The organism is Pantoea sp. EKM101V, from assembly GCF_011800325.1.
GTDB classification, from domain to species: domain Bacteria; phylum Pseudomonadota; class Gammaproteobacteria; order Enterobacterales; family Enterobacteriaceae; genus Pantoea; species Pantoea anthophila.
The window spans coordinates 136,443-150,460 of sequence record NZ_JAALFP010000012.1; the positions used below are offsets into that span (position 1 = coordinate 136,443).

Consider the following 14,018-nt stretch of genomic DNA (forward strand, 5'->3'; position numbering starts at 1 on the left):
TATTAGAGGCTATCTCATGGGCGGTATCAGTATCTGGCAACTGTTAATCATTGCCGTGATTGTTGTACTTCTGTTCGGTACCAATAAATTACGTAATCTGGGTTCGGATTTAGGTTCTTCGATTCGTGGCTTCAAAAAGGCCATGAGTGATGAGGACGACAAAAAGGATCAACCGAAAGAGCAGGACGCTGACTTCGCTGCCAAAACGCTGGCGGACAAACAGCAAACTTCGGCTAACAAAGAAGAAGCCAAGAACGACAAGCAGGTGTAAACCGTGTTCGATATTGGTTTTAGTGAACTGGTATTGGTGTTCGTTATCGGGCTGATTGTACTCGGCCCGCAACGATTACCGGTTGCGGTGAAAACCGTGGTCGGCTGGATCAGGGCGATTCGTTCGCTGGCAGCCAATGTACAACATGAACTGGCGCAGGAACTCAAACTGCAGGAGTTGCAGGAGAGCCTGAAAAAGGTGGAAGAGGCGGGCCGTGGCACCCTCTCCCCTGAGCTGAAGGAGTCGATGGAAGAGCTGCGTAAAACGGCAGATTCAATGAAGCGCTCGGTCAGTCAGAGCATCGACATTGAAAAAGAGGAAGACGAAGCGAACACCATCCACTCAGCACAGCACCGGTATGCCCCTGAGCCTGCTGCGACGGAAACCGCCGCGACGCCAGCCTCAGCAGAGCATCAGGCCAGCGCACCGGCACAGGCACCGTCTGCGGTAGCGGGTGCCGATGCCGCGGTGCAACCCGCACCGGCCGCGGCCGCACAGCGACCCTCTGCTGCGCCATCCTCTGCTGCGCCTGCTGCTGTGGCCAGCGCACCGGCACCGGCACAGGCACCCGCTGGCGACGCCGCCAGGTCATCAGAGTCTGCGCGTCCTTCCGCGACCTCCTCTTCTGCAGGTGATGAACGATAATGACCGTTGAAGATACCCAACCGCTCATCAGCCATCTGATTGAGCTGCGTAAGCGATTACTGAACTGCATCATCGCCGTACTGGTCATTTTCCTGGTACTGGTCTATTTCGCCAACGACATCTACCAGCTGGTCGCATCACCGCTGATCAGTCAGATGCCGGTGGGCTCCAGCATGATTGCAACCGATGTCGCCTCGCCGTTCTTTACCCCGATAAAGCTGACCATCATCGTGTCAGTGTTTCTCGCGGTGCCGGTGATCCTCTATCAGGTCTGGGCATTTGTCGCCCCGGCGCTCTACCGGCATGAGCGCAGGCTGGTGATGCCGCTGCTCTTCTCCAGCACCTTCCTGTTCTACTTCGGTGTGGCCTTTGCTTACTTCGTCGTTTTCCCGCTGGCATTTGGCTTTTTCACCAAGACCGCGCCCATCGGCGTGACGGTCGCAACGGATATCGCCAAATACCTCGATTTCGTCATGACTCTCTTCATGGCCTTTGGGGTGGCGTTTGAGGTGCCGGTGGCGATCGTGTTGCTCTGCTGGACCGGTATCACCAGCCCGGAAGATCTGAAAAAGAAACGTCCCTATATTCTGGTGGGCGCTTTCGTAGTCGGGATGCTGCTCACACCTCCGGACGTTTTTTCCCAAACTTTGCTCGCTATTCCGATGTACTGCCTGTTTGAAGTCGGCGTATTCTTTTCCCGTTACTATGTGGGTAAAGGCCGCTGGTCACAGGATGAGGATAAACATACCGACGCCTGACGCTGACCGTATGACCCGCACAGGCGGGAAGCGAGCCATCCAGACCGCCCCTCCGGGCGGTTTTTTTTTACAAACTGTGGGAAAAATTATGTTTGATATCGGTGTAAACCTGACCAGCACGCAATTCGCCTCCGACCGGCAAAAGGTGGTTAAACGCGCGCGTGATGCGGGCGTCACCGGCATGCTTATTACCGGCACCAACGCGCTGGAGAGCCAGCAGGCTCAGCGACTGGCTGAAGGCCAGCCCGGCTTTTGCTGGTCTACCGCGGGCGTTCACCCTCATCATGCCAGCGAATGGTCGCTGGAGATCGCCAGCACCCTGCGCCGGCTGGCGGAAAAACCGGAAGTGGTCGCCATTGGTGAATGCGGACTCGATTTTAATCGCAACCTCTCGGCCCATGAGCAGCAGGAGTATGCATTTGACGCACAGCTGGCGCTGGCCGCAGAACTCAATATGCCGGTGTTCCTGCACTGCCGTGAAGCCCATGCGCGTTTCGCTGCGGTGCTTGCCCCCTGGCTGCCAAAACTGCCGGGTGCGGTGATCCACTGCTTTACCGGCACGCGCGACGAACTGGAAGCCTGTCTGGAAATGGGGTTATCTGTGGGCATTACGGGCTGGGTCTGCGATGAGCGTCGGGGTCTGGAACTGCGTGAGCTGCTGCCGCTGATCCCGGCCGAACGCCTGCTGCTGGAAACGGATGCGCCCTACCTGTTGCCGCGCGACATGCGTCCGCGTCCGCCTTCGCGCCGCAACGAACCCTGCTTTTTACCGCATATTGTCAGTCAGGTGGCGACATGGCGAGGTGAAAGTGCGGAGGCACTGGCGGCCCGCATCGATCATAATGCGCGGACGCTGTTCAGACTGGCTTAAAGCTTGCGGAACTGCTTGTTATCGACGCTGCGCATCACCTGCTTGTTGAGGAGATTCAGCAACAGGATCGAGCGTGTTTCACCATCCGGCTCGGCAAAAATGGCGCGCAGCCCTTCAAACGTTCCTTCGGTGATGACAACCTCATCGCCGCTCTGTGGCGTTTCAGGATCGAGCAGGATTTGCGGGACGTCGGTTTCCAGCGCTTCAATGACCGCCGACGGCACGGTTGCCGGGGTGGAGCCGAAGCGGACAAAGTGACTGACACCGCGGGTGCTGCTGATGGTGGTGGTGTGAATCTCTTCAGGATCGAATTCGATAAACAGGTAGTTAGGGAACAGCGGCTCACTCACCGTGGTGCGTTTACCGCGCACGATCTTTTCCAGAGCGATCATCGGGCTGAGGCAATGCACCTCCTGCCGCTCGAGATGCTCCTTCGCGCGCAATAGCTGTCCACGTTTGCAATAGAGTAAGTACCAGGCTTCCATAACGGCTCCCATTGAATGGACGCTAAGAATAGCAAACCTGTTGCCAGAGTTATAGCGCAGGGGCAGGGTAAAGCGGCCCGCAGAGAAAATAAATTGAGACTTTTCTTAGCAGGCCGGAGGCGGGCAGAAACGGTAACGGGAAATTGACGTGCACCAGGGCTCTGTATCAGACTCGATAACCTTCACCCCTGCAAAAGGAACGTCTGATGGAACTCTTTCTGTTGAGCAATGGCAGGCTGGCGGACGATGCGCCGCTGCTGGGTTATGCGCAGCCGCAGCTGCACGCGATGATCGCCCGACGCGCTATCCGCTCGGCGGTCCTGATCCCCTACGCGATAATCCGGGGCGATCAGCAGCAGCGCGCCGCCGAACTCACGGCCTCTCTGGGCATCCCGGTCAGGCTGGTTCAATCCTTCGCCTCACCGGCTGAGGCGATTGCACAGGCAGAACTGATTCTGGTCAGCGGCGGCAACACCTGGTTTCTGAACCAGATGCTGCATGAGCAGGATCTCATCGTCCCGATCCAGCGTGCGGTACGTGAGCGACAGGTGCCTTATCTCGGCTGGAGCGCGGGCTGCAATGTGGCGACGCCCTCCATCCGCACCACCAACGATATGCCGGTGCGCAGCAGTGTAGTGCTGCCCGCGCTGGGACTCTTCCCGGTGCAGATCAATCCCCACTATCTTGATGCCAGCGTCAGCGGCCATATGGGCGAAACCCGCGATGAGCGTCTGGCGGAGTTCTGCGCGGTCAATCCGACGGAGTCGGTGATTGCCCTGCGTGAAGGCAGTTTTCTGCACCTGCATGACAACCAGCTGCGCTATCACAGCGTGCGAAACGAGGACTTTAAGCTGTTTCGTCACGGTGACCCGATTCAGGGAATGCACGATACCCGCGCACTGCAGCCGCTGGTTCCCTTTCAGTGCGTATGAGGCTGCGGTATAAACCTCAGCAACTCCGCGTAATCAGACCTATAATGGCCGATTCACTCTGGCCGGAATGTTAAAGCCGCATGAAATACCACGATTTGAGAGACTTCCTCGCGCTGCTTGAACAGCGCGGTGAGCTAAAGCGCATTACCCAGTCCATCGATCCCGAACTGGAAATGACGGAGATTGCCGATCGCACGCTGCGTGCCGGTGGCCCCGCCCTGCTGTTTGAAAACCCGAAAGGGTACGATATGCCGGTGCTGTGCAACCTGTTCGGCACCCCTAAGCGCGTGGCCATGGGCATGGGGCAGGAGGAGGTGAGCGCCCTGCGTGAAGTGGGTAAGCTGCTGGCCTTCCTGAAAGAGCCTGAGCCGCCAAAAGGCTTCCGCGACCTGTTCGATAAAATGCCGCAGTTTAAGCAGGTGCTGAACATGCCGACCAAACGGCTGCGTAATGCGCCCTGTCAGGAAGAGGTGTTCAGCGGTGATGAGGTCGATCTGACGCGTATTCCGGTCATGAAGTGCTGGCCAGGCGATGCCGCACCACTGATTACCTGGGGACTGACCGTTACGCGCGGCCCTCACAAAGAGCGCCAGAATCTCGGTATTTACCGTCAGCAGGTGATCGGTAAAAATCGTCTGATCATGCGCTGGCTGTCGCACCGTGGCGGTGCGCTTGATTTTCAGGAGTGGACGAAAGCGCATCCGGGTGAACGTTTTCCGGTTTCGGTCGCGCTGGGCGCCGATCCTGCCACCATCCTCGGCGCGGTGACGCCGGTGCCTGACACGCTGTCAGAATATGCGTTTGCCGGTCTGCTGCGCGGCAACAAAACGGAAGTGGTGAAGTGCCTGTCGAACGATCTCGAAGTGCCGGCCAGTGCGGAAATCGTGCTGGAAGGGTATATCGAAGCGGGCGATATGGCGCCAGAAGGTCCCTACGGTGACCACACCGGCTACTACAATGAAGTGGATAGCTTCCCGGTATTTACCGTGACGCATATCACGCAGCGTCGTCAGCCGATCTATCACTCCACCTATACCGGACGTCCGCCGGATGAACCCGCCGTACTGGGCGTGGCGCTGAATGAAGTTCTGGTACCGATTCTGATTAAGCAGTTCCCGGAGATCGTGGACTTCTACCTGCCGCCTGAAGGTTGCTCCTACCGGCTGGCGGTTGTGACGATTAAAAAGCAGTACGCAGGGCATGCCAAACGTGTCATGTTTGGCGTCTGGTCATTTTTGCGGCAGTTCATGTACACCAAATTTGTTATTGTGTGTGACGATGATGTTAATGCGCGCGACTGGAATGACGTGATCTGGGCGATCACCACGCGAATGGATCCGGCCCGTGATACGGTATTAGTCGAAAATACCCCTATCGACTATCTCGATTTCGCCTCGCCGGTTTCCGGGCTGGGGTCGAAGATGGGGCTTGATGCAACCAATAAGTGGCCGGGTGAAACGCAGCGTGAATGGGGTACGCCCATTGTTAAAGATCCTGCGGTCACGGCGCGCATTGATGCTATCTGGGATGAGCTAGGTATTCTTGATCAGCCGCCACAGCGTTGATGGCGAGCACAACCATAAAGACGACCCGACAGAGGGAACGCATGACAACGTTAAGCTGTAAAGTAACTTCGGTTGAGGCGATTACCGACACGGTCTATCGCGTTCGCCTGATCCCTGAAGCGGAATTCAGTTTTCGCGCGGGGCAGTATCTGATGGTCGTGATGGATGAGCGTGATAAGCGTCCGTTCTCACTGGCCTCAACGCCGATGGAAAAAGATATTATTGAGCTGCATATCGGCGCGTCCGATCTCAACCTCTATGCGATGGCGGTGATGGATCGGATCCGCAACGATCGCCAGATCACCGTCGATATGCCGCACGGTGACGCCTGGCTGCGCGAAGAGAGCAGTAAGCCACTGATCCTGATTGCAGGCGGCACCGGCTTCTCCTACGCCCGTTCGATTCTGCTCACCGCGCTGGCGGAACAGCCGGAGCGCGATATCGCCATTTACTGGGGCGGACGTGAGCTTAAGCATCTGTACGATCTGGACGAGCTGAATGCGCTGGCGGTGAAGCACCCGAACCTGAAAGTGATCCCGGTTGTTGAACAGCCTGAAGCGGGCTGGCAGGGACGTTCCGGTACGGTACTGACCGCGGTGATGCAGGATTTCAGCACGCTGAGCGAACATGAGATCTACATCGCCGGACGCTTTGAGATGGCGAAGATTGCCCGCGATCGTTTCTGTGCCGAGCGTGGCGCAGTCGAGTCACAGATGTATGGCGATGCGTTTGCCTTTATCTGATCGCCGGCAGCAGACAGAAAAAACCCGCCGGTAACGGCGGGTAAATCTGACAAAATAAACGCAACGTATTACAGACGCTCGAATACGGTTGCGATGCCCTGGCCCAGCCCGATACACATGGTGGCAAGACCCAGGCTGGCATCGCGTCGTTCCATAATGTTTAGCAGCGTGGTACTGATACGCGCGCCGGAACAGCCCAGCGGATGGCCTAACGCAATCGCGCCGCCATTCAGATTGACCTTTTCATCCAGCTGCTCCAGCAAGCCTAAATCTTTGATGCACGGCAGTGTCTGCGCAGCAAAGGCTTCGTTCAGCTCAAAGACGTCGATATCGCTGACGCTCAGTCCCGCCCGTTTTAACGCCAGCTTACTGGCCGGAACCGGCCCATAGCCCATGATTGAAGGATCGCAGCCCACCACGGCCATGCTGCGGATGCGGGCGCGCGGCGTCAGCCCCAGCTCGCGGGCGCGTGATTCACTCATCACCAGCATGGCGGCTACGCCATCTGACAACGCTGACGAGGAGCCCGCCGTCACGGTGCCATTCACCGGATCGAAAGCCGGTTTCAGCGCCGCCAGGCCTTCGGCGCTGGTCTCTTCACGGATCACTTCATCGAAATCATAACGTTTGAGGATGCCGTCGCTGTCATGACCATAGGTGGCGACAATCTCTGTCGCAAAGTCGCCGCGCCGGGTGGCCTGCCAGGCCCGCTGGTGCGAACGCAGGGCAAATGCATCCTGCTGCTCACGGCTGATATGATGCATCCGCGCCAGCATTTCTGCCGTCAGGCCCATCATCCCTGCGGCTTTGGCAACCGTCCGGCTAAGCCCGGGATGAAAGTCGACGCCGTGGTTCATCGGCACATGCCCCATATGCTCCACGCCACCGATCAGACAGCTCCGGGCATCACCGACCATAATGGCGCGGGCGGCATCGTGCAGCGCCTGCATGGAAGAGCCACACAGCCGGTTGACGGTGCTGGCTGGCACCGTGTGGGGAATTTCGGCCAGCAGGGCAGCGTTACGTGCGATATTAAATCCCTGCTCCAGTGTCTGCTGCACGCAGCCCCAGAGAATGTCATCCAGCTCTGCCGGGTTCACCGTCGGGTTACGGCTCAGCAGTTCACGCATCAGATGCGCAGAGAGATCTTCGGCGCGCACATGACGGAAGGCGCCGCCTTTTGACCGGCCCATTGGCGTGCGCACGGCATCAATAATCACCACATTTTCCATCTTCTTGCCCTCAGGCGCTTTTCAGCGCGGCTTCATCAATCGGTTTGGCGGCGGGATACCAGCTTTCATGCTGATGGGCTTTCTGCAGCAGCAGGGCAGGCAGGGCATACAGGCCACCGAGGCCGCTATAACGCCGGGCCTGATCCACCACGTTGCTGTTGCCCAGAGTATCGAGATAGCGGAAAGCCCCGCCACGGAAAGGCGGGAAGCCGAGGCCATACACCAGCGCCATATCGGCTTCAGCCGGTGAGGCGATAATCTTCTCTTCCAGGCAGCGCACCACTTCGTTCAGCATCGGCAGCATCATGCGGTTCAGAATCTCTTCATCGCTGAAGATTCGCGCGGGCTGACAGGCCTGTTGCAGCAGCGTATCGACATCGGCATCGGCCACTTTTTTTGGCTTGCCCTTTTTATCTTCTTCCCAGCGCCAGAAGCCTTTGCCATTTTTCTGGCCAAAGCGACCAGCCTCAAACAGCAGATCGATCGCGTCGCGATAGTCATGCTTCATGCGGTCCGGGAACCCGTCAGCCATCACGCTTTGCGCATGGTGCGCCGTATCGATGCCCACGACATCCAGCAGCCATGACGGCCCCATCGGCCAGCCAAACTGTTTTTCCATGACCTTATCTATCTGGCGGAAATCTGCGCCATCGCGCAGGAGCAGGCTGAAAGCGGCGAAGTAGGGGAACAGCACCCGGTTAACAAAGAAGCCGGGGCAGTCGTTGACCACGATAGGGGTTTTACCCATTTTGCTGGCCCAGGCCACCACTTTGCCGAGGGTCGCTTCACTGGTTTTCTCGCCCCGGATTACTTCGACCAGCGGCATACGCGGCACCGGGTTAAAGAAGTGCATGCCACAGAAGTTTTCCGGGCGCTGCAACGCCTGCGCCAGCTGGCTGATAGGAATGGTCGAAGTATTCGAGGCCAGAACGGCATCGTCACGCAGGTGCCGCTCTGTTTCAGCCAGCACTTTAGCCTTGATCTGCGGGTTCTCGACTACCGCTTCCACCACCACGTCGGCCAGTTCAAAACCGGCGTAATCCAGCGTGGGCTGGATGGTGGCGATGACGCTGGCCAGCCTGTTACCGTCAATTTTTCCGCGCGCCAGCTGGGTGTTAAGCAGCTTGCTGGCTTCATTCATCCCCAGCGTCAGCGCCTGTGGATTGATATCTTTCATTCTGACCGGCACGCCTTTCCAGGCAGACTGGTAGCTGATGCCACCGCCCATGATGCCTGCGCCCAGCACTGCCGCCTGAGCAGGTGCGCCGCTTTCGCTGGCGCGTTTTTTTGCCAGCCCTTTAACGTACTGATCGTTGAGGAAGATGCCGACCAGTGCGCGCGCTTCGTCAGACTGCGCCAGCGGCACAAATGCAGCCGTTTCAAGCTTCAGCGCATCATCGCGACCGAGACTGGCCGCGGCCTCAATGGTTTTTACCGCCATCAGCGGAGCGGGGTAATGTTTTCCTGCGGTCTGCATCACCATGCCCTTCGCAATGGTAAAACTCATCGCCGCCTCGATCGGACTGAGCTTCAGCGGGGCCAGTTTAGGCGCACGGCGCGCCTGCCAGCTGCCCTCTTCGGCGGCCGCTCTGAGCATGGTGATGCCCGCTTCGCGCAGTTTGTCACGGGCAACCACCGCATCGACCAGGCCCAGTTTCAGCGCGGCATTGCCATCCACATCTTTACCGGCGGCAATAATTTCCAGCGCGCTGTCGGCTCCCAGCAGGCGGGGCAACCTTACGCTGCCGCCAAAGCCTGGCATGATGCCGAGTCTGGTTTCCGGCAGGCCGATGCGGGCATCCGCAGTGGCGATGCGCAGGTCGGTCGCCAGGACGCACTCACATCCGCCACCCAGTGCATAGCCATCAATGGCTGCCAGGGTGGGCACGGGCAAATCTTCCAGACGGTTGAAGATGCTGTTGGCGTAACTCAGCCACCGGCTCAGCTTTTCGGTGGGGGCATCAAACAGGGAAAGAAACTCGGTAATGTCCGCGCCCACGATAAAGGCGGGTTTAGCGGAGCTCAGCAGCAGGCCGCGCAGTGCTGGCTGCTGTTCCAGGACCGCAATGGCCTCGCCCAGACTGGCGACCGTTTGCGTATCCAGCTTGTTGACTGAGCCTGTGGCATCAAAAACCAGCTCGGCGATGCCATCGTCCAGCCAGTGAAGGGTAAGGTTAGCGCCTTGGTAGAGCATGTGCGTCTCCTGAAACCGCGAAAGGTGATCTGGTCATACCAGATGATCGTGAGTGTGGGAGTGATGTTAATTTTTTGCAAACCGCTCTTTGCTTATTTGCTAACAAGATCACAGCCACGCCGGCTTCGGCATCTGAGCAAGGGGTATGCTAAACTGCGGCCATTTCGCGACACGGGAGAGACGGCTATGGATTCACTGAAGACCTTGTATCACGCGCACATCGCCACGTTGCAGCAACGGGCGCAGCAGGTGCTGGCACGCAATAAACTGGATGCGATGCTGATCCATTCCGGTGAGTTGCTGACGGTGTTTCTGGATGACCACACCTATCCGTTTAAGGTGAATCCGCAGTTCAAAGCCTGGGTGCCGGTCACGCAGGTGCCTAACTGCTGGCTCTGGATCGATGGCGTGAACAAGCCGAAACTGTGGTTCTACTCTCCGGTGGATTACTGGCATAACGTTGAACCGCTGCCGGACAGTTTCTGGACCGGAGATGTCGAGGTTATCGGCCTGAAAAACGCAGATGAGATTGCGCACCTGCTCCCTGCACAGCGTGATAATGTCGCCTATATCGGGCCGGTTAATGCACGCGCGGCGCAGCTCGGAATCTCCTCAGACAACATCAACCCTAAAGCGGTCATCGACTTTCTGCACTACCATCGCAGCATCAAAACCGACTATGAACTGGCCTGTCTGCGTCAGGCGCAGAAGCTGGCGGTTGCGGGGCATCGCGCGGCCAAAGAGGCGTTCTCTGCGGGCCTGAGCGAATTTGACATCAATCAGGCTTACCTGACCGCGACCGGCCATCGTGATACCGATGTGCCGTACGGCAATATCATTGCGCTGAATGAACACGCGGCGGTGCTGCACTACACCCGCCTGGATCATCAGCCACCGGCGAAACGTCACAGCTTCCTGATTGATGCGGGCGCCGAATATCTGGGCTACGCCGCCGATCTGACCCGTAGCTATGCGGCGCAGAGCAGCTCGCTCTATGCCAGAATGGTGGAGGCGATGAACGCCGAAGAGCTGGCTTTAATCGCCACGCTGAAACCGGGTGTGCGCTACACCGATTATCATCTTCAGATGCACCAGCGTATTGCGAAGATGTTGCTGAAGTTTGAGTTGGTGCAGGGAATCAGCGAAGAGGCGCTGGTGGCTGAAGATCTGACCGGGCCATTTATGCCACACGGTCTGGGGCATCCGCTGGGCTTGCAGGTGCATGACGTTGCCGGGTTTATGCAGGATGAGCAGGGCACCCATCTCGCCGCGCCTGCGCAGTATCCTTACCTTCGCTGCACCCGCGTGCTGCAACCCGGCATGGTCTTAACCATCGAGCCGGGCTTCTATATTATCGACTCGTTACTGGCGCCGCTGCGTCAGGGCCGTTTCAGTCAGCACTTTAACTGGCAGGCGATTGATGCGCTTCGGCCTTATGGCGGCATTCGCATCGAAGATAACGTGGTGATCCATCCAAACCGCGTTGAAAACATGACCCGCGATCTGCATCTGGCCTGATGGACGCTTTTGATATTCCCGCGCTGGCCGTGAGCATCAGCGAGGAAACCATCAAAAAGAGTCGCTTTATTACGCTGCTGGCGCACACCGAGGGGACAGAGGCCGCGCGCGCCTTTGTCCAGCAGGTGAAAAGCGAGCATCCTGCTGCCCGGCATCACTGCTGGGCCTGGGTGGCGGGTGCGCCGGATGACTCTCAGCAGCTCGGTTTTTCGGATGATGGTGAGCCGTCGGGCACCGCCGGGAAACCGATGCTGGCGCAGCTGATGGGTGCCAGTATTGGCGAGGTGACCGCTGTGGTGGTGCGTTATTACGGCGGCATTATGCTGGGCACCGGTGGCCTGGTGAAGGCGTATGGCGGTGGCGTCCAGCAGGGACTGAAGCAGTTACCGCGGCAGCGCAAAGTACCGATGATGGTTTTCACGCTGCAATGCGACTATGCACAGCACAGCGATATCGAACGGCTGGTGCAGCGTTTTGAAGGTAAGGTGACCGACAGCCACTATCAGGATCGTATTGCGCTGACGCTGGCATTGCCTTATGGACAGATAGAGGGGTTCAAAAAAAATCTGTCAGACTTTAGCCGGGGCGCGTTGTCGCTGATCCCGCTCACACCATGATGTTCATCTCTCTTATTTAAAGGAACGGCTGAATGCACTTTCGCGCCATTACCCGCATCGTCGGTCTGCTGGTAATTCTTTTTTCAGTGACAATGATTCTGCCCGGCCTCGTCGCATTAATTTATCGCGATGGCGCGGGACGGGCGTTCAGCCAGACATTTATGATGGCGCTGGTGATCGGCTCGCTGCTGTGGTGGCCGAACCGTAAAAAGAAAACCGAACTCAAACCCCGCGAAGGGTTCCTGATCGTCGTCCTGTTCTGGACGGTACTGGGCAGCGTAGGGGCCATGCCCTTTATCTTTGCGGAGCAGCCGCATCTTTCCGTCACGGATGCGTTCTTTGAATCTTTCTCGGGCCTGACAACCACCGGAGCCACCACGCTGGTGGGGCTGGACTCGCTGCCTAAGGCCATCCTCTTCTACCGGCAGATGCTGCAGTGGCTGGGCGGGATGGGGATCATCGTGTTAGCAGTAGCCATCCTGCCGATTCTGGGCGTCGGGGGCATGCAGCTCTATCGCGCTGAAATGCCGGGACCGCTGAAAGACAATAAAATGCGCCCGCGCATCGCCGAGACGGCCAAGACACTCTGGCTGATCTATGTTCTGCTGACCGTAGCCTGTGCGCTGGCACTCTGGCTGGCGGGCATGCCGGCGTTCGATGCTATCGGCCACAGCTTTTCGACCATCGCCATTGGCGGCTTCTCAACTCATGATGCCAGCATCGGCTACTTTAACAGCAGCACCATCAATACTATCGTGGCGGTGTTCCTGCTGATCTCCGGCTGCAACTATGGCCTGCACTTTTCCATGCTAAGCGGACGTAACCTGCGCGTGTACTGGCGGGACCCGGAGTTCCGCATGTTTATCGGCGTTCAGCTGACGCTGGTTCTGATCTGTACGGTGGTGCTCTGGTTCCACAATGTCTATGCCAGCGGCTGGCAGACCCTGAACCAGGCCTTTTTCCAGGTGGTGTCCATGGCGACGACGGCGGGTTTCACGACCGACAGTATCGCTCGCTGGCCGCTGTTCCTGCCGGTTCTGCTGTTGTGCTCAGCTTTCATTGGTGGCTGTGCCGGTTCAACCGGGGGTGGCCTGAAGGTGATCCGCATTCTGCTGTTGTGCAAACAGGGTAACCGCGAGCTTAAGCGTCTGGTTCACCCGAATGCGGTGTACACCATCAAGCTGGGCAATCGTGCGCTGCCGGAGCGTATCCTGGAAGCCGTCTGGGGATTCTTCTCGGCCTATGCGCTGGTGTTCCTGGTGAGCATGCTGGCGATCATCGCCACGGGCGTCGATGACTTCTCCGCTTTTGCTGCCGTTGCCGCCACGCTGAATAACCTCGGGCCGGGCTTAGGCGTCGTGGCAGACAACTTCACGTCTATGAATGATGTGGCGAAATGGATACTTATCTCTACCATGTTGTTCGGGCGTCTCGAGGTTTTCACCTTGCTGGTGCTGTTCACGCCTACTTTCTGGCGTGAATAATTAATAAGGATGCTGACATGAAAGCGCTGATTCTCTATTCCACCCGCGACGGGCAAACGCAGAAGATTGCTTCCGCTCTTGCGGAGACCATCCGGCAGCAGCAGCCGTGTGATGTGCTGAACATCCAGGATGCCGCTGTGCCTGACTGGACACAGTATGATCGCGTACTGATTGGCGCCTCGATCCGCTATGGCCATTTTCAGCCGGTCGTCGAGACCTTCGTTAAGCAACATCTCCCTGCGCTGCAGCAGCGTACCAGCGGTTTCTTTTCGGTAAACCTCACGGCACGCAAACCTGAGAAGCGTACTCCTGAAACGAATGCCTATACCCGGAAGTTCTTATTGCAGTCTCCATGGCAGCCTGACTGCTGTGCCGTATTTGCAGGGGCGCTCTATTATCCCCGCTATCGCTGGTTTGACCGCGTGATGATTCAGCTGATTATGCGTATGACCGGCGGTGAAACCGATGCAACGAAAGAAGTGGAATACACGGACTGGCAACAGGTGAGCCGTTTTGCCCATGAATTTGCACAGTTACCAGGCAAATCGTAGCGAAATAGCGCGATTTGGTGAAAATTACTTCGAACAGTAATCTTTTCGCAATAAACGCTTGTCAGCCCGCGCGAACTCCCTATAATGCGCCTCCATCGACACGGCACACCGGCAACGGGAAACGGGTTGAAGGTTCAGGAGACTGAGCCGCC

Annotated in this window: 14 protein-coding genes; 11 read left to right on the plus strand and 3 right to left on the minus strand. The window is 57.8% G+C overall.

The window, feature by feature from the left end; all coding sequences use genetic code 11:
• Window positions 1-16 precede the first annotated feature (16 nt).
• The 4 genes from tatA to tatD all read left to right on the plus strand — a co-directional run bounded on the left by tatA (window position 17) and on the right by tatD (window position 2,545).
• A complete protein-coding gene (gene tatA, locus HFD92_RS17790) occupies window positions 17-271 on the plus strand; it encodes a Sec-independent protein translocase subunit TatA (protein WP_009088506.1) in 255 nt (84 codons plus the stop codon).
• A gap of 3 nt (window positions 272-274) precedes the next feature.
• Entirely contained in the window at window positions 275-916 is a 642-nt protein-coding gene (gene tatB, locus HFD92_RS17795) for a Sec-independent protein translocase protein TatB (protein WP_167429408.1), read from the plus strand.
• Window positions 916-1,674, plus strand: coding sequence for a Sec-independent protein translocase subunit TatC (tatC, locus tag HFD92_RS17800; protein ID WP_167429409.1), 759 nt, complete (start codon window positions 916-918; stop codon window positions 1,672-1,674). The genes tatB and tatC overlap by 1 nt, the downstream gene beginning before the upstream one ends.
• Before the next feature lie 88 nt (window positions 1,675-1,762).
• Window positions 1,763-2,545, plus strand: coding sequence for a 3'-5' ssDNA/RNA exonuclease TatD (tatD, locus tag HFD92_RS17805; RefSeq protein WP_009088510.1), 783 nt, complete (start codon window positions 1,763-1,765; stop codon window positions 2,543-2,545).
• Here tatD and rfaH read toward each other — a convergent pair.
• The gene (rfaH, locus tag HFD92_RS17810) at window positions 2,542-3,030 is read right to left on the minus strand and encodes a transcription/translation regulatory transformer protein RfaH (protein WP_009088512.1); all 489 of its coding nucleotides are present in this window, start codon (window positions 3,028-3,030) and stop codon (window positions 2,542-2,544) included. The genes tatD and rfaH overlap by 4 nt on opposite strands.
• A 206-nt stretch (window positions 3,031-3,236) precedes the next feature.
• Here rfaH and pepE point away from each other — a divergent pair, with 206 nt between their 5' ends.
• From pepE to fre, 3 genes are all read left to right on the plus strand, one after another.
• The gene (gene pepE, locus HFD92_RS17815) at window positions 3,237-3,962 is read left to right on the plus strand and encodes a dipeptidase PepE (protein ID WP_058958179.1); all 726 of its coding nucleotides are present in this window, start codon (window positions 3,237-3,239) and stop codon (window positions 3,960-3,962) included.
• 80 nt (window positions 3,963-4,042) lie between these two features.
• Window positions 4,043-5,527: a 4-hydroxy-3-polyprenylbenzoate decarboxylase gene (gene ubiD, locus HFD92_RS17820; RefSeq protein WP_009088516.1), complete on the plus strand. Its 1,485-nt coding sequence runs from the start codon at window positions 4,043-4,045 to the stop codon at window positions 5,525-5,527.
• Window positions 5,528-5,568: 41 nt separating this feature from the next.
• Window positions 5,569-6,270: an NAD(P)H-flavin reductase gene (fre, locus tag HFD92_RS17825; protein ID WP_009088519.1), complete on the plus strand. Its 702-nt coding sequence runs from the start codon at window positions 5,569-5,571 to the stop codon at window positions 6,268-6,270.
• Between the two features lie 68 nt (window positions 6,271-6,338).
• Here the strand turns inward: fre and fadA are convergent, their stop codons facing one another.
• Together fadA and fadB are read right to left on the minus strand one after the other, a co-directional pair.
• Window positions 6,339-7,502, minus strand: coding sequence for an acetyl-CoA C-acyltransferase FadA (gene fadA, locus HFD92_RS17830; protein WP_167429410.1), 1,164 nt, complete (start codon window positions 7,500-7,502; stop codon window positions 6,339-6,341).
• 10 nt (window positions 7,503-7,512) lie between these two features.
• Window positions 7,513-9,696 carry a fatty acid oxidation complex subunit alpha FadB gene (gene fadB / locus HFD92_RS17835; protein ID WP_111208470.1) on the minus strand — a complete coding sequence of 728 codons (2,184 nt, stop codon included), beginning with the start codon at window positions 9,694-9,696 and terminating at the stop codon, window positions 7,513-7,515.
• Window positions 9,697-9,882: 186 nt separating this feature from the next.
• Between fadB and pepQ the strand changes: the two genes are divergently transcribed.
• The 4 genes from pepQ to hemG are packed head-to-tail and all read left to right on the plus strand — an operon-like array spanning window position 9,883 to window position 13,866.
• Window positions 9,883-11,214, plus strand: a complete 1,332-nt coding sequence (pepQ, locus tag HFD92_RS17840; protein WP_111208469.1) for a Xaa-Pro dipeptidase — start codon at window positions 9,883-9,885, stop codon at window positions 11,212-11,214.
• Window positions 11,214-11,831: an IMPACT family protein gene (locus HFD92_RS17845; protein WP_111208468.1), complete on the plus strand. Its 618-nt coding sequence runs from the start codon at window positions 11,214-11,216 to the stop codon at window positions 11,829-11,831. Before pepQ ends, HFD92_RS17845 begins: the two co-directional genes overlap by 1 nt.
• Before the next feature lie 32 nt (window positions 11,832-11,863).
• Window positions 11,864-13,315 carry a Trk system potassium transporter TrkH gene (gene trkH / locus HFD92_RS17850; RefSeq protein ID WP_009088529.1) on the plus strand — a complete coding sequence of 484 codons (1,452 nt, stop codon included), beginning with the start codon at window positions 11,864-11,866 and terminating at the stop codon, window positions 13,313-13,315.
• Between the two features lie 17 nt (window positions 13,316-13,332).
• On the plus strand, window positions 13,333-13,866 hold the full coding sequence (gene hemG / locus HFD92_RS17855) for a menaquinone-dependent protoporphyrinogen IX dehydrogenase (protein WP_111208467.1): 534 nt from the start codon (window positions 13,333-13,335) through the stop codon (window positions 13,864-13,866).
• The last annotated feature ends 152 nt before the right edge of the window (window positions 13,867-14,018 follow it).

What these genes read in the sequence shown, in the direction of transcription:
- tatA (WP_009088506.1), top strand. Translation starts at nt 17, where the DNA reads ATGGGCGGTATCAGTATCTGGCAACTGTTAATCATTGCCGTGATTGTT.
- tatC (WP_167429409.1), top strand. Translation starts at nt 916, where the DNA reads ATGACCGTTGAAGATACCCAACCGCTCATCAGCCATCTGATTGAGCTG.
- tatD (WP_009088510.1), top strand. Translation starts at nt 1,763, where the DNA reads ATGTTTGATATCGGTGTAAACCTGACCAGCACGCAATTCGCCTCCGAC.
- rfaH (WP_009088512.1), bottom strand. Translation starts at nt 3,030, where the DNA reads ATGGAAGCCTGGTACTTACTCTATTGCAAACGTGGACAGCTATTGCGC.
- pepE (WP_058958179.1), top strand. Translation starts at nt 3,237, where the DNA reads ATGGAACTCTTTCTGTTGAGCAATGGCAGGCTGGCGGACGATGCGCCG.
- ubiD (WP_009088516.1), top strand. Translation starts at nt 4,043, where the DNA reads ATGAAATACCACGATTTGAGAGACTTCCTCGCGCTGCTTGAACAGCGC.
- fre (WP_009088519.1), top strand. Translation starts at nt 5,569, where the DNA reads ATGACAACGTTAAGCTGTAAAGTAACTTCGGTTGAGGCGATTACCGAC.
- fadA (WP_167429410.1), bottom strand. Translation starts at nt 7,502, where the DNA reads ATGGAAAATGTGGTGATTATTGATGCCGTGCGCACGCCAATGGGCCGG.
- fadB (WP_111208470.1), bottom strand. Translation starts at nt 9,696, where the DNA reads ATGCTCTACCAAGGCGCTAACCTTACCCTTCACTGGCTGGACGATGGC.
- pepQ (WP_111208469.1), top strand. Translation starts at nt 9,883, where the DNA reads ATGGATTCACTGAAGACCTTGTATCACGCGCACATCGCCACGTTGCAG.
- HFD92_RS17845 (WP_111208468.1), top strand. Translation starts at nt 11,214, where the DNA reads ATGGACGCTTTTGATATTCCCGCGCTGGCCGTGAGCATCAGCGAGGAA.
- trkH (WP_009088529.1), top strand. Translation starts at nt 11,864, where the DNA reads ATGCACTTTCGCGCCATTACCCGCATCGTCGGTCTGCTGGTAATTCTT.
- hemG (WP_111208467.1), top strand. Translation starts at nt 13,333, where the DNA reads ATGAAAGCGCTGATTCTCTATTCCACCCGCGACGGGCAAACGCAGAAG.